The sequence below is a fragment of the Aeromonas sp. R2-1 genome, assembly GCF_040908425.1.
Taxonomy (GTDB): domain Bacteria; phylum Pseudomonadota; class Gammaproteobacteria; order Enterobacterales; family Aeromonadaceae; genus Aeromonas; species Aeromonas caviae.
On the sequence record NZ_JBFODR010000007.1, the window covers coordinates 65437 to 85142 of the forward strand.

General features: G+C 61.3%; 14 protein-coding genes. 6 read left to right on the forward strand and 8 right to left on the reverse strand.

Features of this window, described 5'->3' with window-relative positions; all coding sequences use genetic code 11:
• Positions 1 to 7 precede the first annotated feature (7 nt).
• Entirely contained in the window at positions 8 to 1339 is a 1332-nt protein-coding gene (locus tag AB5Y80_RS00650; protein ID WP_323923684.1) for an extracellular solute-binding protein, read from the forward strand.
• Between the two features lie 340 nt (positions 1340 to 1679).
• On the opposite strand, the gene AB5Y80_RS00655 is transcribed toward AB5Y80_RS00650, so the two are convergent.
• From AB5Y80_RS00655 to AB5Y80_RS00680, 6 genes are all read right to left on the reverse strand, one after another.
• Positions 1680 to 2702, reverse strand: coding sequence for a LacI family DNA-binding transcriptional regulator (locus AB5Y80_RS00655; RefSeq protein ID WP_039041338.1), 1023 nt, complete (start codon positions 2700 to 2702; stop codon positions 1680 to 1682).
• A gap of 139 nt (positions 2703 to 2841) precedes the next feature.
• The gene (locus AB5Y80_RS00660) at positions 2842 to 3711 is read right to left on the reverse strand and encodes a MalM family protein (protein WP_039041337.1); all 870 of its coding nucleotides are present in this window, start codon (positions 3709 to 3711) and stop codon (positions 2842 to 2844) included.
• A gap of 74 nt (positions 3712 to 3785) precedes the next feature.
• Positions 3786 to 5075 (reverse strand): carbohydrate porin, encoded by a 1290-nt coding sequence (locus AB5Y80_RS00665; protein ID WP_041214661.1) that lies wholly within the window; start codon positions 5073 to 5075, stop codon positions 3786 to 3788.
• 61 nt (positions 5076 to 5136) lie between these two features.
• Complete coding sequence (locus tag AB5Y80_RS00670) at positions 5137 to 6474, reverse strand: putative glycoside hydrolase (RefSeq protein ID WP_124814158.1); 1338 nt, start codon at positions 6472 to 6474, stop codon at positions 5137 to 5139.
• Positions 6475 to 7308: 834 nt separating this feature from the next.
• Positions 7309 to 10443, reverse strand: coding sequence for a multidrug efflux RND transporter permease subunit (locus AB5Y80_RS00675; protein ID WP_368172404.1), 3135 nt, complete (start codon positions 10441 to 10443; stop codon positions 7309 to 7311).
• A gap of 14 nt (positions 10444 to 10457) precedes the next feature.
• Complete coding sequence (locus AB5Y80_RS00680) at positions 10458 to 11615, reverse strand: efflux RND transporter periplasmic adaptor subunit (protein ID WP_368172405.1); 1158 nt, start codon at positions 11613 to 11615, stop codon at positions 10458 to 10460.
• A gap of 155 nt (positions 11616 to 11770) precedes the next feature.
• On the opposite strand from AB5Y80_RS00680, the gene AB5Y80_RS00685 reads away from it, so the two are divergent.
• Together AB5Y80_RS00685 and AB5Y80_RS00690 are read left to right on the forward strand one after the other, a co-directional pair.
• The gene (locus AB5Y80_RS00685; RefSeq protein ID WP_368172406.1) at positions 11771 to 12499 is read left to right on the forward strand and encodes a response regulator; all 729 of its coding nucleotides are present in this window, start codon (positions 11771 to 11773) and stop codon (positions 12497 to 12499) included.
• Positions 12496 to 13575, forward strand: coding sequence for an ATP-binding protein (locus AB5Y80_RS00690; protein WP_368172407.1), 1080 nt, complete (start codon positions 12496 to 12498; stop codon positions 13573 to 13575). The genes AB5Y80_RS00685 and AB5Y80_RS00690 overlap by 4 nt, the downstream gene beginning before the upstream one ends.
• A 146-nt stretch (positions 13576 to 13721) precedes the next feature.
• Here AB5Y80_RS00690 and AB5Y80_RS00695 read toward each other — a convergent pair whose 3' ends face one another.
• The gene (locus AB5Y80_RS00695) at positions 13722 to 15212 is read right to left on the reverse strand and encodes a SulP family inorganic anion transporter (protein WP_368172408.1); all 1491 of its coding nucleotides are present in this window, start codon (positions 15210 to 15212) and stop codon (positions 13722 to 13724) included.
• A gap of 574 nt (positions 15213 to 15786) precedes the next feature.
• Here AB5Y80_RS00695 and AB5Y80_RS00700 point away from each other — a divergent pair.
• The gene (locus tag AB5Y80_RS00700) at positions 15787 to 16551 is read left to right on the forward strand and encodes a LuxR family transcriptional regulator (RefSeq protein WP_368172409.1); all 765 of its coding nucleotides are present in this window, start codon (positions 15787 to 15789) and stop codon (positions 16549 to 16551) included.
• Positions 16552 to 16783: 232 nt separating this feature from the next.
• Positions 16784 to 17302: a type VI secretion system effector Hcp1 gene (gene hcp1, locus AB5Y80_RS00705; protein WP_005332563.1), complete on the forward strand. Its 519-nt coding sequence runs from the start codon at positions 16784 to 16786 to the stop codon at positions 17300 to 17302.
• A gap of 62 nt (positions 17303 to 17364) precedes the next feature.
• On the opposite strand, the gene AB5Y80_RS00710 is transcribed toward hcp1, so the two are convergent.
• Entirely contained in the window at positions 17365 to 17610 is a 246-nt protein-coding gene (locus AB5Y80_RS00710; protein ID WP_324021678.1) for a hypothetical protein, read from the reverse strand.
• 45 nt (positions 17611 to 17655) lie between these two features.
• Between AB5Y80_RS00710 and AB5Y80_RS00715 the strand changes: the two genes are divergently transcribed.
• A complete protein-coding gene (locus AB5Y80_RS00715; RefSeq protein ID WP_368172410.1) occupies positions 17656 to 19701 on the forward strand; it encodes a type VI secretion system tip protein VgrG in 2046 nt (681 codons plus the stop codon).
• The last annotated feature ends 5 nt before the right edge of the window (positions 19702 to 19706 follow it).

Here is a 19706-nt window from a genome sequence, read left to right on the forward strand (position 1 = left end):
AGAGGCGATGTGGAAATCTGTGAGTGCCCTGCTGGTCTGGGGGCTGAGTACGGCGGCGGTATCCCAGGAGCTGGTGCTGGAAACCTGGCGCGTGGATGACGAGGCGATCTGGAAGGAGCAGTTTCTGCCCCGTTTTCAGGCTATCCATCCCGAGATCACCCTTAAGCTGCATTCGCAGCGCTCGGCGGATTATGATCGGGAGCTTGCCGAGCGGCTGGCGGCGGGGAAGGCGGGGGATCTCATCACTTGCCGTCCTTATGATCAGTCCCTGCGGCTGTTCCAGCAGGGGCATCTGCTGGATCTGACGGACCTGCCCGGGATGGAGAACTTCCCGAGCTTTGCCAAGGCCGCCTGGCAGACCGACTCCGGGGCCCAGACCTTCTGCCTGCCCATTGCCTCCGTGATCCAGGGTTTCTACTTCAATGTCGATATCTTCAACGCCCTTGGGCTGACACCGCCGCGAACCCGTGCCGACTTCTTCGCCGTGCTGGAGAAGGTGAAGCAGGATGGCCGCTATCTGCCGCTGGCGCTGGCGGCTCACGACAGCTGGGTGGTCTCCGAGCTTGGTTATCAGAATATCGGTCCCAATTACTGGCATGGGGAAGATGGCCGCCTGGCCCTGATCAACGGTCAGGCGCGAGTGACCGATGCCCCTTATGTGGCGGCGTTTCGTGAGCTGGCGAGCTGGCGGCCCTACATAGGGGACCATCCGGCCGATGCCACCGAAGCACAGGCGGTGGATGCCTTTGCTGCGGGCAAGGCCGCCATGATAGTGGCGGGCTCCTGGTCGCTGGCCCAGTTCACCGGCAAGGTCAATTTTGGTGCCTTCCCGCCCCCCGTCGCGCGGGAGGGGGACACCTGCTATTTCACCGATCACACCGACATGGGGATCGGCATCAATGCCGCCAGCCCGAACAAGGAGGCCGCCCTGAAACTGGTGGAGTGGATGGCTAGCGCCGACTTTGCCGAGCGTTTCTCCAATTCGGTGCCCGGCTTTTTCTCCCTCTCCAATCACTTCTTCGAGCTCAAGGACCCGGTGGCGAGCACCATGATGGGCTGGCGGGATACCTGCGATTCCACCTTGCGTCTGGGGGCGCAGTTCCTCACCCGGGGTGAGCCATCGCTTACCACAGAGCTTGCGGAGGTATCGCAATCCGTGGTGCTCGGCACCATGACGCCGGAAGCGGCCGCCGCGCGCATCCAGCAGGGGTTGGCAAGCTGGTATCCCCCCCAGAAGGCGGCCACGAGAAGAGCCAGTTTGTGTGAAGCGGATGAGCCTCTCCCCACGCTGGCAACCAGCGCGCCCACCGGGACGGAATCCCCCTTCGCAGCGCCTTGACGGTGGCCATGCTCACAGGGCAATCCCCCGAAGGGATCTGCATACTATCCAAGGCGCCTTCAGGCGCCTTGTTTCATTCAGGTCGACCGGGTTCATCGGGTTGTGATTGCCAGGCTTTGGCTGGTGTCATGGGGCCAGGCCGGATTGAGGGGCCGGCAGAAGAGGGACGCCAGGTTGTGCGTGGTGTCTGTGCTATGTCAGAGAGTCAAGGTGGAAGACGTGGCAGGGGCAAGTCATTCGCTGGACAGGTGGCTGACAAAAGAAAAGCGGCCCGAAGGCCGCTTTGCGCTGATGCTGTGCAGGGATCTGATGCTGCCCAGGGAACTGCCCCGGTCTGTGTTCACCCCTTGTACGGCAGTGTGGTATCACGCACCACAATGCTCAACTCGGGCAGTTCGTCCGAGTTCAGCTCCGTGTTCTCAATCAAACCCAACAGAGTCTTGACCATCTTGACACCCATCTCGTAGATGGGCTGGCGTACCGTGGTCAATGGCGGGTTGGAAAAGGTGGAGAAGGGCAGGTCGTCAAAACCGATGAGCGAGACATCCTCAGGCACCCGCAAGCCGCACTGCTTGAGCCCCAGAATGGCCCCGTAACAGGTCTGATCGTTGGCGCAGAAGATGGCGGAGAATTTCCGGCCGCTCTCCACCAGCTTCTTGACGGCATTGAGCCCGCCGACTTCGGCGAAATCCCCCTGGATGACCAGGGAGGGGTCATATTCGATACCTGCGCTCACCAGAGCCTGGCGATAGCCATGATGACGCTCGATGGCATCGTTATGATCCGGCAAACCGACGATATGGGCGATGTCACGATGACCCAGATCCAATAAATAGCGAGTCGCCATGTAGCCACCCAGCCGGTTATTGATGCTGAAGGAGTGTACCCGCTCGGTCATGATATTGTGACCTGTGGCCACAATCGGTATTTGCTGGGAAAACTCGAGTAGTGTTTGCTGATTGACGTGGCCGGTCAAAATAATAAGGCCATCAACCCGCCGGGCCACCAGCAGACGCAACCGCTCAACTTCTTCTTCCGCATTCCAGTGACCGCTGACAATCAGCGGCACATACTCCATGCCCTGAAGAGTGTGTTCAACACCCCGCAACATTTCGTTGGAAAATGGACTCTCCACATGTTGGGTCAAAACACCCAGGGTCATGGACTGACCCGTTTTCAAATATTGCGCCATCAGGTTGGGACGAAAATTCAATTCCTGAATGGCATCTTCCACCGCCTGACGTTTATCTGCGGCCACTTTGGCCGAGCCGTTCAATATCCGGGATACAGTGCTTGCCGAGACACCGGCTCGGCGGGCGATATCATAGACAGTGGCTTTTTTCTCCTGAGCTGACTTCGACATCCCCCCTCCGTACTCGACTGTGAAAACCCCTGGTCATGGCCAGTGTTATATGAATATCTTCTTAATAAATCAGCAAGTTAGGATACCCGTTTCCCCTGGTGGTGACAAGCGATGATGCGCCTTGCCAGGGGAGGGAACGCTACTGCTGGGCGGCAAAAAAGACCTCTTTTGCCTTGGTAAAACCGGCTTGCTCGGCGGCTTTGACCCAGGCGAGCGCCTGCTCATAGTTTTTGCTCTGAACGGCAGTGCGAATATGCTGATAATAATCCAGTTCACCCAACGATTTATCTGGTGAGACCATCACGGGCGATATGGTTTTTGCGATCTGCGTCGCATTTGCAGCGGGCTCTGCGTCCAGCGTCAAATATAGGCGTCCGGTAGCAGAGTGAGGCACTTCCACATTGATGAGGCGGGCGACATCCGTGGTGCGATCATATTGCATGGCGCGCTGGAGATCGTCCGGGTTGAGCCGGGTACTGCCCTGCATGTCCTTCGCCGTGGAATAGATCACCATATAGGCGGCCCGAGCGCTGCCGATGGGGGCTGGAATGGTGAATTCCCCCTGAATGTTCTGCCCTGAAATTAACGAACGACCGTCATAACTGAATGTGGAACCGGGAATGGTTTGAACGGCGTTGTATTGCTCGTCCAGCAACAGGATGCTGGGCAGGAAGACGGTATAGTCGACCGGAATGGTTATTTTGACGCGAGTTGCCTGGCTGACTTCGGGCAGCGAGAAGGCCATTACATAGCTTTTGCCTGAATCAAATGCATAGACCTGGCTGTCGGTGCTCACATCGACCCAGCGGCTCTCCTGCCCGAGGGACTGGAAGCGAAGTTCCTTGAATGACTCGACCGCCACCTTGTTCGACAATTGTTCCCGACCTTGTTCAACCTGTTGCTGCAGGGCGGAGACTGCCGATCCTGGCGAATGCTCCGGGCCCATGCCGGCGCATCCGGCCATCAGCAGACTGACCAGGAAAGGCAGACACTGCTTCGTTCCCTTCATCGTGTTTCCTCGTATGCAATGCGGGTCCCCCAAGGGACCCGAGATTATAGTGCAGATAAGTATCGCGACCTAACCTACCACCACATGTCCGCCTGTACACCGACTAGGAAATCTTCCCGGTCTTCCTGCCAGGGGGTCTCGTTGTTGTGATCGACATAGGTCGTCAGAATGCGGATCTCCGGTGAGGGCCCCATGCCGGTATTGACGGTGAAGGTCGGCACTATGCTGACCTTGTGAGAGGTGCCACCCCGTTCGACGTTGTCGATGATCAGGTTGTTTTTCACATATCCGACTTCCGTCTGGATGGAGAAGAACTCATTGATCGGGAATACCGGGCGCAGAGATGCGGCATACCAGGAATCATGGCCACCCAGCTCGTAGTCGTTGTACTGGTAGGAGAGGGTCGGCAGCAGATGAATATTGGCGCCATACCAGCCACCCCAGAGGAAGAGGCGGTAGGATTGATCGCCTTCCATCACCTTGGACTGGTAGGGTTTATAGCCATCCGCCTTGTCCTGCAGTGTCTTCTGATACAGGGAGCCCTTGCGATACATGGCGGTATTGGTCAGGTTGGCACCCAGCAAGTCCCCTGAACCCAGCCCACGTCCTGCCTGGGCGATGAACTTGGAGAAGCCCCCCGGCATGAAGAAGAAGTCGTCGCGGGAATAGATGACGGTTCCTTCTGCCCCCTTGGTCGCATATTGCTTGTTGTCGCCGGTGAACTCGTTGCTGGGCATCTGCTTGAGTGCAATCTCCATGTCCCAGGCACCGTAGAGGGCGCTGGTGTGGAGGGTGTGCATGGTGGCTTCAGTGCCATTGGCGCGGTCGGAGTGGCTGGTGTCGTTGCTGTTGATATAGGCAAAGTCCCACTTGCCACCCGCCATCTCCATGGCTTTGATGCCGACGCCGGTTCCCGAGTAGTCCGTGTAGAAATAGTCGGTGGTCCAGATGTAGTTCTCGCGGTCGTAATAGCGCAGGCCGCCCCACATGGTCCCGGTCGGGGTGATGCCACCCAGCTCCACATAGGTTTCTGACACACCGCTTTCGCGAGGCGCGGCACGGGTTTGCAGGCCATCGGCATCGGACTCCACCTTGAAGTGGATGTTGACCGACTTGTTGCTGCCCAGATCCCACAACTTGTTCAGGCCCGCTTCCCAGCTGTTGTCCAGCTCGGAGCCCAGGCGCCCCATGGTCTTGTCCATCTCATATTCGTACCCCGCCTTGGCGAAGTTGTCCTTGGCGTCAAACATCGAGCCAGCACGAATATAACCGTGGAAGCCAAAACTCTCGGCGGCATTCGATACTGCGGGCATTGCCAGCCCGCAACATGCCCCGACAAACAAGGCGAGTGACTTCAATTTCATCTTATTGCTCCAATCCGTAGAAAATTATTTTCAATCGATTTCTCGAAGATTCAATGCCTTGTCACTTGATCTGTTGGCAGGGCTGATTGCTGTCAAAGTCTGCCGGGATGGCTGTTTTCAGGGCCACGTTGGTGAAGGCGAAGCGCAGACCGGCCATGGAGTCCCAGGCCCCGCTCAGGTAGAGCGCCTTTTGCACCGAGCCTGTGTTGGCCGCCGGAATGAGAGAGGCGACCGGCAGGATGCAGCGGTACCAGGTGTCGTCATCGGGCACGATGTTGCTGTCCATGGTGAAGAAGGTGCCAAAGTCCGGGCCTGCGGTACCGTCCATGCGGATCTGGATGTTGGGGGAGTCACCGTAGCTGGAGACTTTCAGGTCGAGCAGCATGGCGCCGTCCTGATAGGCGGAGAGATCCCCATTGGCGCTGTCGGTCCCGAGGAAGGCGGCGCCATTGCCTGGCAGGTCCATGGTGATGACCTGGTTTTCATCGGTCAGGGTGCCGCCGAAGCTGGCTGCCGGGTAATCGGCGCTGCGGTCCAAGGCCTGGCTCTTGTCACCGGAGTAGTAGAGTGCGGCATCGGTGGCCACCAGCGCGGGGGCATTGTTGACGCCGGAGCCTGTGTCCGGATTGGTACCTGGATCGGTACCTGGATCGGTACCGGGATCGGTTCCCGGGTCGGTGCCTGGGTCTGTGCCCGGGTCGGTAGCGCCGCCAGGCGCTTCACAGGTGACCGGGTCGACAACGGGCTTGGCCGAGGTGGTGAGCAGGTACTTGATGTTGGTGATTTCGTAGTTGAAGGCTTCCTTGGTGGCCAGGTGGAACGGTGTGCCCACAGTGGCGAGGTTGATGGCCGTGGCACCGGGGAAGGGCTTCATGCAGTTGATGGGCAGCGTGAGCGTTTCCCAGTCGCCGGAACCGGTCAGGGCGCTGGCAATGGGCAGGCTGCTGCGGTTGGGATACTCGTTGTCGATGGAGGCATTGAGCACTTCCGGCACCTTGCTCTTGGTCCGCAGCTGGAACTCGATGAAACCGGAGGCGTATTTGCTCAGGTTCAGAGGGGTGGCGGATTTGAGCATGAAGGTGCCATCTCCGTCACCGGCTACCTGCACATCGGCGGTGTCATCGGTACCGGCATTGTTGATGAGCACGGCGCTGATGCTGGTCATGGCGACGGGAGAAGCGGTGACCGGTTGCAAGCTCCAGTTGTCCTTCTCTGACTGGATGCTGGGGGTTGTACCCCCATTGGCACCGACCCCGAACAGGATCAGGGTGCTGTCGCCAGGGGGCGTGGTGCCACCGTTGTCGCCACCGTTATTACCACCGGTGTTGCCACTATTCGAGTCGATATTATCGGCCCCACCACACCCGCCAAGCAGGGCAGCGGCGATCAACGACGCCAAAAGTCCTTTTTTTGATGCATTCATACTGACCACTCCAATCAATGGGAAAAATATCCACCGCGATGAACCGTCAAGACTCAAACAGACGCTATGCAATCGATGCCAAGACAAATCATGCTGGCTTCATTTTCTTGAAATCGATTTCCAATGCAATGCTTATCCCCTGTGATGATCAAAGTTTGTGTTTCAAATCACAGAAAACGTGTCCTGACGACCAGCTGATGGGATGTGCAAGAAAGAGTTATCTTTAAATGAAAAGAGTTTATGATGTTGTTTTTAGTGGTTTATTTTATTTTTCTCTTGAGGCTGACGATCAGAGGGAAAGTATCGGAGTAGATCTGCAATGTATCTGAGGTGATTGCGATGTGTCGATTTCTGAGTAACACTTAAATTGACTTCGATTTCATGGTGTATTGCATGAGAACCAGGGTGTCATCAACCTTGCGGGGGCCTCTCCAGCGGTTCAGACACCAGGAGTGTCCAGCCTTGACTGGTGATGGCAGACAGCATGCAGTCGATGAGGCCAATGGCGTCGGTCTTCAGAGCGATGCTGAGGCCGGGTTCCTGCTGGGTCGGCACCGACCCGGGATGGTGCAAGCCCCCTGTGCCAGATAGCAGATCGCCATCTTGGAGAAGACCAAGGATGCACCGGCGACGGAGGGCTGGACACAAACCCAGGAGAGGCAACCCGCGATAGGGTCGCCCCGCAGCATCGGTCATGAACCACAGGCCCGGCACCATGGCGCGCTCATCCTCTTCGAAGGAACGCAAAATGGTGCCAGGCATGCACAGCATGATCATCGCCTCCCCAGGGCCAGCAAACCCGCGCAGCGGTCAGCATGATCGGTGCTGTGCTCGCTGTGCTCGCTGTGCCCGCCAGGCCTGAATGCGCGCCTGGGTGCCGATGACGAAGACAAAAAAGACCGGCACGAAGAAGATGGCCAGCAGGGTGCCGCTGATCATGCCGCCGAACACGCCGGTGCCGATGGCATGCTGGGTCTCCGCGCTGGCACCACTGGCAAGCATCAGCGGCACCACGCCGAGGGTGAAGGCGAGCGACGTCATCAGGATGGGGCGCAGGCGCAGGCGGGCGGCGGTCACCGCAGCGTCAAGCAGCGAGCGCCCTTCGCCGTGCAACTGGCGGGCAAACTCCACGATGAGGATGGCGTTCTTGGCCGACAGACCGATGATGGTGATCATGCCCACCTTGAAGAAGACGTCGTTGGGCATGCCGCGCAGCATCACCGCCGCCACGGCGCCGAGCAGGCCCAGGGGGACCACCAGCATCACGGAGAGCGGAATGGACCAGCTCTCGTAGAGCGCGGCCAGCACCAGGAAGACCACCAGCGCCGACAGCAGCATCAGCAGGGGGGCCTCGGCCGCCGACTGGCGCTCCTGCAGCGACTGTCCCGTCCAGGCCAGGGCGAAGCCTGGCGGCAATTGCGCCACCAGGCGATCCATTTCCGCCATCGCGGCGCCACTGGACACCCCGGGGGCGGCACTCCCGGAGAGACGCACGGCGGGGAAGCCCTCGAAGCGCATCATCTGTTGCGGCGACTGGCGCCAGGTCGGCGTCACCACCTCCCGCAGGGGCACCATGCCGCCGCTGGCATTGCGCACCCGCAGGCCGAGTACGTCATCGAGCTGCATGCGCGCCGACGCGTCGGCCTGCAGGATGACCTGCTGCATGTGCCCGCCGTTGGGGAAATCGTTGATGTAGAGCGATCCCATCGCCGCCGACAGGGTGCTGCTCACGCTGGTGAACGAGAGTCCCATGGCCTCGGCCTTCTGACGGTTGATCTCGAGGTGAATGCTCTCGCCGGGGGGCAGGCTGTCGGGATAGACATCGCTCACCACTTCGCTTTGGGCCGCCAGTGCCAGCAGTTGCGCCTGGGCGGCCAGCAGTGCGGCTTCCCCCTGGTTGGCCCTGTCTTGCAGGAAGAGCGTGAAACCCGAAGAGGTGCCCAGTTCGTCGATGGCGGGCGGCAACAGGCTCATCACTATGCCTTCCTTGCTGTTGGCCATGGCGGCCTGTGCCAGCTCTGCCTCTTCGGCGGCCGTGGCACCATGACGCTGGTCCCAGTCTTTGAGCATGGTGAAGGCCATGGCCGCATTGGGGCCGGCGCCGGAGAAGCTGAAGCCCTGCACCACCAGGTTGGTGTCGAGCGCCTCGCGAGAGGCCACATGGGCCTCGAACTCCTTGATGACGGCCAGGGTGCGCTCGCTGGTGGCGCCGGTCGGCAACTGGATGGAGGTCATGAAGTAGCCCTGATCCTCGTCCGGCAGAAAGGAGGAGGGCTGCTGGGTGGCCGCAATGGCCAGCACGGCGCAGAGGGCGGCGAAGGTAGCCATCATGCGTCCGCTGCGCCCGACCAGCCGGGTGACCCGAACGCCGTAGCCTGTGGTGAGCCGCTCGACGCCCCGGTTGAAGGCGCCGAAGAAACCGCGCTTCTCATGGTGACTCGGGCTGACCGGACGCAGCAGGGTGGCGCAGAGCGCCGGCGTCAGGGTCAGGGCGAGGAAGGCCGAAATCAGGATCGACACCGCCATCGACAGGGTGAACTGCTGGTAGATGACCCCCACGGAGCCGCTGCCGAACGCCATGGGGATGAACACCGCCGTGAGCACCAGGGTGATGCCGATCACCGCCCCGGTGATCTCCTTCATGGCCCGCGATGTCGCCTCTCGGGGCGATAGCCCCTGGGTGGCCATCAGGCGCTCGACGTTCTCCACCACCACGATGGCGTCGTCGACGATGATGCCGATGGCCAGCACCATGCCGAACATGGTCAGGGAGTTGATGGAAAAGCCGGCCAGCAGCATCACCGCGAAGGTGCCAAGCAGGGCGATGGGGGCGACGATGGCCGGGATCAGGGTGTAGCGCAGGTTCTGCAGGAAGAGGAACATCACCAGGAACACCAGCACCATGGCTTCCAGCAGGGTGTGGATCACCTTGTCGATGGAGACCTTGACGAAGGGGGCCGAGTCGAACGGGATCGAATAGGCCATGCCCGCCGGCAGAGTGGGGGCGAGCTGGGCGAGACGGGTGCGCACCGCATCGGCGGTGCGCACGGCGTTGGCGCCGGGGGAGAGCTGGATGGCGGCGCTGGTGGCAGCCACCCCGTTCTCGCGGTTGGAAAAGGCGTAGGATTGCGCCCCCAGCTCGACCCGGGCCACGTCACCCAGCACCAGCTTGGCGCCATCGCCACCGGCCCGCAGCACGATGGCGGCGAACGCCTCGGGAGTGGTCAGTTGCCCCTCTACCGTGAGGGGAACCGTCAGTCGCTGGCCAGGCAGGGCGGGTTCGTCGCCGAGGCGCCCCGGTGCAATCTGCACGTTCTGCTGCTCAATGGCCTGCGCCACCTCGCTGATGGTCAACCCGTAGGCGGCGAGCTTGCCCGGATCCACCCAGATGCGCATGGCCTGCTCGGCGCCGAACAGCTGCACTCGCCCCACGCCGTCGATGCGGCGCAGCTCCTGCACGATATTGCGGGCCATGTAGTCGTTCAGCGCGACCTCATCGAAGCGGCCATCCGGTGAAGTCATGCCGACCATCATCAGAAAGCCGGACGAGGCGGACTCCACCTGCAGGCCGGTTTGCCGCACCGCCTGTGGCAAGCGAGGCTCGACCGCCTTGATGCGGTTTTGCACGTCCATCTGGGCCAGCTCCGGATCGGTGCCCGGCTTGAAGGTGGCGGTGATCTGCGCGCTGCCGGAGGCATCTACCGACGACTCGAAGTAGAGCAGGTTCTTCACCCCAGACAGCTCGCGCTCGATCAGGCTCACCACCGCATCGTTCAGGGTCTGCGGCGTGGCGCCCGGATAGGTGGCATAGAGGGTCACCGACACCGGCGCCACCGAGGGATAGCGGGAGATGGGCAGCTTGGGGATGGCGATGACCCCCGCCAGCACGATGAAGAGGGCGATCACCCAGGCAAACACCGGGCGATGAATGAAAAACTGCGGCATGAAATGTCTCCGATTCAACGGTTACCGGCGTCAGCCTGCTGGCTGACTGCGGGGGATTGCCAGGGATGGGCAATGACTTGCGTCCCCGGGGTCAGGCGGTCGATCCCCTCGATCACCACCCGCTGTCCGGCGTTGAGCCCGGACGCGATGCGGTACTGGCTATTCACCAGTTCAGCGGTGTTGACCGGAACCAGTTGTGCCTGCCCCTGGCCATCCACCACCCACACGCTGGTCTGGCCCGATGTGCGCACCACCGCCTGCTGAGGCACGCTCAGGGCGTTGGCATAGCGGGCACGGGGAATGCGCGCCTGTACGTAGAGGCCGGGCAAGAGCCGCCGCTCCGGGTTGTCCACCAGTACCCGCAGCAGTACGTCACCGGTCCCGGCATCCACCTCGATGCCGGAGAAGAGGATGTGCCCCTGCATGCCGAGCGGCTTGCCGTCGCTGCCGAGGATGTCCACCGTCAGTTCCGGTGCCGTCGAGCCAGCCTGCTGGCGCAGGGTGTCGAGCACAGAGGCCGGTTGACGCACATCGACGTAGACCTGATCGATCTGCTGGATCCTGGCCATGGGGGTGGCGTCGGTGGGGGACACCAGAGCCCCTTCACTCACCAGCGCCTGATCGATGCGCCCGGCGATGGGGGCCTCCACGCTGGCAAATTGCAGGTTCAGCTGGTGCCGGGCCAGGGTCGCCCTGGCCTGAGCCACGTCGGCGGCCGCCTGATCACGCTGGGAGACAGCATCGTCATAGGTTTGGCGGCTAATGGCCTCGGTGCGCAGCAGCGGCACCAGACGGTCAATCTGGATACGGGCGCGGGCCAGCACGGCCTCCGCGCGCTGAAATGCGGCGGCGGCGCTGTCGACATCCGCCTTGAAGGGGGCCGGATTTATCTGGAAGAGCACGGTGCCAGCGTTGATCTCGGCACCCTGCTCGAACAGGCGGCGCTGCACGATGCCGCTGATCTGGGCCCGAATTTCGGCGCTGCGCACCGCGGCTACCCGGGCGGGCAGATCCTCGCTGATGACCAGGTCCTGACCTGCCAGCGTCATCACCGACACCTGAGGAAGGGCCGGCGCATCTTGCGCTTGCGTCGCCCCATCGCAACCTGCCAATCCGAATACGGCAATGACGGCGAGCAAAGCGCCCGCATACCGCTGTTTGACAAACATCATATTCACCTCGTTAAACCGCCTCCCGGGCATGGTGTTGCCGCGAGAGCACATCGAGCGGGCATTATGGAGAGGGGCTATTGCGAATGATTCGAGGCTTTGTGGAGAATCCATGGAGGCGGTGATAAAGTTCAAACCCACCATTTTCGAGGCCGACCATGTCGTATCTTCCTGCTTCCGCCAACCCGGCGGCCCAGTCACTGGTACTGATTGCAGAGGATGAAGCCGAGATAGCCGACATCCTCGCCGCTTACCTGCAACGCCACGGATTGCGCACCCTGCATGCCGCCGATGGCCGCGAAGCCCTGGCCATGCACCAGACATGCAAACCCGATCTCCTGTTGCTGGATGTGCAGATGCCGCAGCTCGATGGCTGGCAGGTGCTCAGCGAGATCCGAGCCCGTGGCGACACGCCGGTGATCATGCTGACCGCCCTGGATCAGGACCTCGACAAGCTGATGGGGCTGCGCATGGGGGCGGATGACTATGTGGTCAAACCTTTCAACCCGGCCGAAGTGGTGGCCCGGGTACAGGCGGTGCTCAGACGCAGCCAGGCTGCGAAGCAGACCACGGCCCGGGTGCTGCGGGTCGGCCCCTTCCAGATCGATCTGGAGAGCCACGAGGCCAGCATTTGCCGCGATGAGGGGCAGCAGATGCTGGATCTGACCCTGACCGAGTTCAAGTTGCTCGCCTCCCTGATGCGGGCACCCAAGCGGGTGTTCAGCCGCGCCGAACTGCTGACCCACTGCCTGCCGGAGGGGGATACCCAGGAGCGCACGGTGGACAGCCACATCAGCAAGCTGCGCAAGAAGCTGGAGGCGCACGGCATCCAGGGGGTGCCCGCCAGTGTCTGGGGCGTCGGCTATCGCTTCGGGGGCGATGCGTGACATCGGCACCCGGCCTGCGCAGGCAAATCATCCGCTCCCTGGGGCTGATGGCACTCGGCATCATCTGCCTCGCGGTGATCGGCACCTATGTGTTCTACGCCATTGCCGTGACCTATGTGCCTGGCAGCATCTCCGAGAGCTGGATGCCATCCAGGGTCGAGATGATCTGGATCGGCTCGACCATTCTTATTGCATTGGGGATGGCGCTGTACGTGGCGGTGCGCCTCTCTCGGCGCATCCTGACCCCGCTCAATTCGGTGGCGAACAGCCTGCGAGAGGTGGCAGAGGGCAAACTCGATGCGCGCGTGCCGCTGGATGAACAGGCGATCGGGGAGACGGCGCAACTGGTGCGGGACTTCAACACCATGGCCGAGCGACTGCAAAGCATGACCCGCGAGCGGGAGTTCTGGAATGCCGCCATCGCCCACGAATTGCGCACCCCGGTGACCATCTTGCGTGGCCGATTGCAGGGGCTGGCCGAAGGGGTATTTCCGCCAGAGCGTGCGCTCTTTGAAGGTTTGTTGCGCCAGGTGGAGGGATTGACCCACCTGATCGAAGACTTGCGGGTATTGAGCCTCAACGACAGCGGCCACCTGGAGTTGCAACGAACAGAGGTCAGGCTGGCTGATGAGCTTGCAGTGGTGCTCGAGGCGTTTGCCACCCCTCTGGCTGCGAGCGGTTTCACCCTCAAGCGGGAGCTCGATGCCGAACTCTGTGTCTGTTGCGATGCACTTCGCATCCGTCAGGCCCTGATGGCGCTGCTGGAAAATGCCCAGAAGCACGCGGTGCCGGGCATGCTGACCGTGCGCCTGCATCGTTCGGGCACCCAGTGCATCCTGAGCGTGGAAGACGAAGGGCCTGGCATCAGCGAGGAGGTCGCCGCCCATCTCTTCGAGGCGTTTCGCCGGGGGGATCCGTCACGCTCACGCAAGAGTGGCGGCAGCGGGCTCGGGCTGGCCGTGGTCAAGGCCATTGCCGAGGCCCACGGCGGCAGTGCTGTTTGCCAACCCGGCGGGCGGGGCGGCACCCTGTTCCTGCTTTCATGGCCCCTCTTGCACCCTGACGGCAGGTCATGACCCCGCGTTGCCGCATCGGCTCGGGATGGGCGCGCCGAGGCGCGTGTGTTGACTGTGATCCAACAGCCCAAAAAAAGCCCATCTCATGGTGAGAGACGGGCTTTTTTTATGGCTTGCAGGCAGCGCCCTCATGGGGCGCGCCGGGATCAATGCTCGGCCAGCAGGGGCTCTCCCTCCTGGCGTTTGTCGTGGATGGCAAAGCGATCGACCAGGGTGGCACTGGCGTCGTTCAGGCCGATGACCGCCACCTCTTTCCCCTCACGGCGGAACTTGATGACCACCTTGTCGAGGGCCGTGATGGCGGTGATGTCCCAGAAGTGGGCGTGCGTCAGGTCGATGACCACCTTCTCCACTTCCTCCCTGAAATCGAAACCGGCCAGGAACTGCTCGGCGCTGGCAAAGAAGACCTGGCCCCGCACCAGATAGGTACGCACGGCGCCGCTGCGCTCGCTGTCGCTCTTGACCAGCATGACGCGGGCAACCTTGTGGGCGAAGAAGAGAGAGGCGAGCAGCACCCCCACGAAGACCCCGAGTGCCAGGTTGTGGGTCGCGACCACCACGGCGACAGTGGTCACCATCACCAGGTTGGTGGAGAGGGGGTGGCTCTTCAGGTTGCGTACCGACTCCCAGGAAAACGTGCCGATGGAGACCATGATCATCACGGCCACCAGGGCGGCCATGGGGATCTGACGGATCCACTCATCCATGAAGACCACCATCAGGATGAGCAGGGTCCCCGCCACGAAGGTGGAGAGGCGGCCGCGGCCACCGGATTTGATGTTGATGACGGACTGGCCAATCATGGCGCACCCCGCCATGCCTCCCAGCAGACCGGCGCCAATGTTGGCGATCCCCTGACCCTTGCACTCGCGGTTGCGATCGCTTGGGGTGTCGGTCATCTCGTCGACGATGGCTGCCGTCATCATGGACTCGAGCAGTCCCACCACCGCCAGCCCCGCTGAATAGGGGAAGATGATGGCCAGGGTCTCCAGATTGAGGGGTACGTCGGGCCAGAGGAAGACCGGCAGGGTATCGGGCAGCTCGCCCATGTCGCCCACGGTGCGGATGTCGATGCCCAGGGTGATGGCCACCGCCGTCAGGACGACGATGCACAGCAGGGGGGAGGGGAGCAGTTTGCCCACCACGGGAACGAGCGGGAACAGATAGATGATGCCAAGCCCGGCCGCGGTCATGGCGTAGACCTGCCAGGTGACGTTGGTGAGCTCGGGCAGCTGGGCCATGAAGATAAGGATGGCCAGGGCGTTGACGAAGCCGGTCACCACGGAGCGGGAGACGAATCGCATCAGGCTGCCGAGTCTGAGGTAGCCCGCCGTTATCTGGAAGAGGCCGGTGAGCAGGGTGGCCGCCAGCAGATACTGCAGGCCATGTTCCCTGACCAGGGTCACCATCAGGAGCGCCATGGCGCCGGTGGCGGCGGAAATCATGCCGGGACGACCGCCGACGAAGGCGATGACCACGGCGATGCAGAAGGAGGCATAGAGGCCGACCTTGGGGTCGACGCCCGCAATGATGGAGAAGGCGATGGCCTCCGGGATCAGCGCCAGGGCGACGACGATACCCGACAGCAGATCACCCCGTATGTTGGAGAACCACTCTTGTCTTGCACGTTCCAGCATGGGGATTTTCTCGCTCGTTGAGGGTCCATGGCCACAGGCCCGCAAATCAGGGGAAATGGCGGGGATCACAGGGTTGCATTGGCTGTTGGTGGCCGGGCAAACCGGCCGGTCGGCATAACCGGAGTCAGGCGGCAGAGGCCGCACAGGGCAGGGTCAGGGCGGCGTGACGGCCACCTCAGAGCACATAACAGGCATAAGGGGCGCATGTTAACAGCCGGTGCCAGGCCGGGGAAGCCCGTAAAGGGCCAGAAACGGGGGACGGGACACAAAACGATCGGCCTGTCAGTGACCAAGGTCTCATCTGGAAAGTTTATTATCCCTTCCCCGTCGAGTGCTGTTATATGATTGCGATGTTTTTTGCAAAAACTCGTGATTTTAATGCAGTTAAGTTCTGGTTATTGGTATTTCGCTCTGCGTCATGCCCTCCATCCCGCCGAGAGCGAGCCCCGAGGCTAGTGGCGGGCCCTGAGATCAGGGTTTCACGGGTTCCGTTTCTATTTGTTGGCACGTGATTCAGCTCCCATTGGGTTTCATGAAAAACAATGCCGACACCATTTGAAAACAATTCGACAACATGGATACAAGCTACGCGTTAGATCTCATCTCCCGGTTCGAACAGGCCGACGATGAGCACACCATAGTGGCGTTGCTGCGCCAGTTGACGACACAGGCGGGATTTGACTACTTCAGATTGGCCCTGATGTCTCCCAGCACCATACAGCGACCGGATGTCACCATCTTCAATGGTTGTCCTCAGGAGTGGGTTGACGCCTATACCCAGGCCAACTTCTTTGCCATCGATCCCGTCGTCCAGCGCGGCATGGAGCGGAGCACCCCCATCCTGTGGGCGGATCTCATGGTGCAGGGGGTCTGTGACGATGAGCGCCTTGCGGTGATGACGCTCGCGCAGCAGGCGGGATTGCGCGACGGCATTACGTTTCCCTGGCACGGAGCCAACGGTCATGTGGGCCTGCTCTCCCTGATCACCAGCACGCCTCGCACCAGAGCGCAGTGGCTCTCTGCGGTGCCTTTTCTCAGCTGGCTATCCATGCATATCTTCGAGGCGGTGGTGAGGGTCTGTCTGGTAGGGGAGTCCTCTCATGATGCCCTGAGCCTGCGCGAGCTGGAGGTATGCCGCTGGGCGGCGGAAGGGAAGCAGACGAGCGATATTGCGCAGATCCTGGGGATCACCCCGCGCACGGTGACCTTTCATCTGAACAATGTGGTCACCAAGCTGGGGGCCAGCAGCAAGTGCCAGGCGATCTCCTGGGCGCTGAAACAGGGGGTGGTGAGGTTGAATGTAGAGCTGGCCGCCGTCGCCAATGTGGACGAACAGTAGTGTTCCCGTCGGATTGGCGCAAAAAATTGCGCACATACCAGAGGATTACACTGCCAGTGCAATGACTGATGGTCAAACGTGTTGAAAAGTACAACTTATTGCGCCGAGCGTACTGCCTTGTGGGGGGATTTTTTTATAACTGATTGAAATGTAATGGGTAAAAAGAGTGGCATGGACGCTGCTAACGGATTCGGGCGAGTGTCATAACCGTTCAACCATCAGGAGCAATTCCATGCCAACCCCATGTTATATCAGCATCGAAGGTAAAACCCAGGGCAACATCACCGCCGGTGCCTTCACCTCCGATTCCGTCGGCAACATTTTCGTGCAGGGCCACGAAGACGAGATGCTGGTACAAGAGTTCCAGCACGTCGTCACCGTGCCGACCGATCCGCAATCCGGCCAGCCGGCGGGTCAACGTGTCCACAAGCCGTTCAAGTTCACCGTAGCCCTGAACAAGGCCGTGCCGCTGATGTACAACTCCCTGGCCTCCGGCGAGATGCTGCCGAAAGTGACCCTGAAGTGGTACCGCACCTCCGTCGAGGGCAAGCAGGAGCACTTCTTCAGCACTGTACTGACCGATGCCACCATCGTTGACATCGACTGCCAGATGCCCCACTGCCAGGATCCGGCGAAGTCCGACTTCACCCAGCTGATCCAGGTCTCCATGGCCTACCGCAAGATCGACTGGGAGCACACCGTTGCCGGCACCTCTGGTGCTGATGACTGGCGCGCGCCGATCGAGGCCTGATCACCGATTTATTGATTGCCGTTGTTCCTTGTAGTGCACCCCAGGGCCTGATGACTGCCGTGTCAGCCGTCACCAGACCTGTGCAAGCTTTCTCCGACCCATTCAACCGGATGTGGTCGGAGCTTTTGTGTTTTGCCATCCGGCTGCATGGCGGCTGGATGGCAAAGCACAACGAAGGCCGGTCGCGCCATCTCCCACGATTGCCTTGTCAGATGAAAGCGGCGCTTCTCAGTTTGCACCGTGCCTTCCCTCGCGATGCTGATGGCGATGGTGACCCATCTTGCGACGCGCCTGATCTCAGACGTCATCCGTGCAGCTCCCGGGGCTGCGAACTGGCTGGTTAAGGAGCCCTCATGGCAGACAGCACAGGATTACAATTCACCGTCAAGGTGGGGGCTCTGCCCGAGAGCACCTTCGTGGTGGCCGAGTTTGCATTGGATGAAGGGCTCAACCGGCCATTCAACCTGCGCCTGGCGCTGGCGAGTGCCCAGCCCGACATCGACTTTGGCGCCGTGCTGGACCAGCCGTGCGAACTCTTGGTGTGGTACAACGGCGAGCTGCAGCGCCGGGTGTGCGGGGTGGTCAGTGACTTCGCGCAAGGGGACAGCGGTTTTCGCCGCACCCGCTATCAGCTCATGGTGCAGCCGGCCCTGTGGCGGCTGTCGCTTCGCCAGAACTCCCGCATCTTCCAGGCGCAGAAGCCTGATGAAATCCTCAGTATCCTCTTGCAAGAACATGGCATCACCGACTATGCCTTTGCGCTGAAAAACGAGCACGCCAAGCGGGAATATTGCGTTCAGTATCGCGAGACCGACCTCGATTTCCTCAATCGCCTCGCCGCCGAAGAGGGGATGTTCTACTTCCACGAGTTTGAAGCGGGCAAGCACCGTATCGTGTTTGCCGATGACGCAGCCGCCTTGACTGCCGGCCCCGAGCTCTTCTTCAACCTCGGCAACCGTTCGCTGGAGCAGGGCCCCTATGTGCGCCAGTTCCACTACCGCGAAGCGGTGCGCCCCTCGGATGTGGAGCTCAAAGACTACAGCTTCAAGACGCCTGCCTACGGCCTCTCTCACAAAAAGCAGGGCAGTGAGCTCGAGCATCAACGGGATACCTACCAGCACTTCGACTATCCGGGTCGCTACAAGCAGGATGGCAGCGGCAAGGCCTTTGCTCAGCACCGGCTCGATGCCCTGCGCAATGACGCGGTGGCGGGCCAGGCTAAGTCCAACTGCGCGGCCTTGCAGCCGGGGCAGAGCTTCTCGCTGACCGAACATCCCAACGGCAACCTCAACACCGACTGGCAAATCGTGCGCATCCAGCACACCGGCTTGCAGCCACAGGCACTGGAAGAGGAAGGGGGCAGCGGCCCCACCGTCTACCACAACGAATTTGGGGTGGTGAAAGCCAGCACCACCTGGCGGGCGCTCATCGGTAGCCCCGAGGTGCCCCACAAGCCGATGGTGGACGGCCCGCAAATCGCCATAGTGGTTGGCCCCGAGGGGGAGGAGATTTACTGCGACGAGCACGGCCGGGTGAAGCTGCAGTTCCCGTGGGACAGATATGGTAGCTCCAATGACCAGAGCTCCTGCTGGGTGCGGGTGAGCCAGGGCTGGGCGGGCGGTCAATACGGCATGATGGCCATCCCGCGCATCGGCCACGAGGTCATTGTCTCGTTCCTGGAAGGGGACCCGGACCAGCCCATCGTGACGGGTCGAACTTACCACGCCACCAACCGGCCGCCCTACGAGCTGCCGGCCAACAAGACCCGCACCGTGCTGCGCACCGAAACCCACCAGGGGGAGGGTTTCAACGAACTGCGCTTTGAAGACCAGGCGGGGCAGGAAGAGATTTATATCCACGGTCAGAAAGACCTGAATGTACTTATCGAGAATGATGCGGCGTGGCACATCAAGCACGACGAACACAGGGACATCGACAATGAGCGGGTGACCCGCATCAAGGCCAATGACCACCTAACGGTAGAGGGTGAGAAGCGCGACCAAGTGAAGGCTGACTACTCCCTGACCGTGGATGCCAGCTTGCACCAGAAGCTGGGGCAATCCCTGCTGGTGGAAGTGGGAAGCGAGGTACACCACAAGGCGGGCATGAAGATAGTGATGGAGGCGGGGGCCGAGCTGACCCTCAAGGTGGGGGGGAGTTTTGTCAAAATCGACCCGAGCGGTGTCACCCTCTCGGGCGGCTCCATCAAGATGAACTCAGGCGGCAGCCCGGGGTCTGGCTCTGACTGGGGCGGCCAGATGCCGATCCAGCCCGGTGCGGTTGAAGTGGTGGCGCCCCCGCCTCCCATGGACCCCGCACGTCAGATTGCGACGCTCAAGTCTGCCGAACCTGTGTGCGAGATCTGTGAGCAACTGGCCAGACAGGAGGGTGGTGGCTGATGGCC

Coding starts and splice junctions, on each gene's coding strand:
- AB5Y80_RS00710 (WP_324021678.1), bottom strand. CDS start 17,610: ATGACGTCTGAGATCAGGCGCGTCGCAAGATGGGTCACCATCGCCATC.
- AB5Y80_RS00675 (WP_368172404.1), bottom strand. CDS start 10,443: ATGCCGCAGTTTTTCATTCATCGCCCGGTGTTTGCCTGGGTGATCGCC.
- AB5Y80_RS00685 (WP_368172406.1), top strand. CDS start 11,771: ATGTCGTATCTTCCTGCTTCCGCCAACCCGGCGGCCCAGTCACTGGTA.
- AB5Y80_RS00680 (WP_368172405.1), bottom strand. CDS start 11,615: ATGATGTTTGTCAAACAGCGGTATGCGGGCGCTTTGCTCGCCGTCATT.
- AB5Y80_RS00700 (WP_368172409.1), top strand. CDS start 15,787: ATGGATACAAGCTACGCGTTAGATCTCATCTCCCGGTTCGAACAGGCC.
- AB5Y80_RS00650 (WP_323923684.1), top strand. CDS start 8: ATGTGGAAATCTGTGAGTGCCCTGCTGGTCTGGGGGCTGAGTACGGCG.
- AB5Y80_RS00715 (WP_368172410.1), top strand. CDS start 17,656: ATGGCAGACAGCACAGGATTACAATTCACCGTCAAGGTGGGGGCTCTG.
- AB5Y80_RS00660 (WP_039041337.1), bottom strand. CDS start 3,711: ATGAAGGGAACGAAGCAGTGTCTGCCTTTCCTGGTCAGTCTGCTGATG.
- AB5Y80_RS00665 (WP_041214661.1), bottom strand. CDS start 5,075: ATGAAATTGAAGTCACTCGCCTTGTTTGTCGGGGCATGTTGCGGGCTG.
- AB5Y80_RS00655 (WP_039041338.1), bottom strand. CDS start 2,702: ATGTCGAAGTCAGCTCAGGAGAAAAAAGCCACTGTCTATGATATCGCC.
- AB5Y80_RS00695 (WP_368172408.1), bottom strand. CDS start 15,212: ATGCTGGAACGTGCAAGACAAGAGTGGTTCTCCAACATACGGGGTGAT.
- hcp1 (WP_005332563.1), top strand. CDS start 16,784: ATGCCAACCCCATGTTATATCAGCATCGAAGGTAAAACCCAGGGCAAC.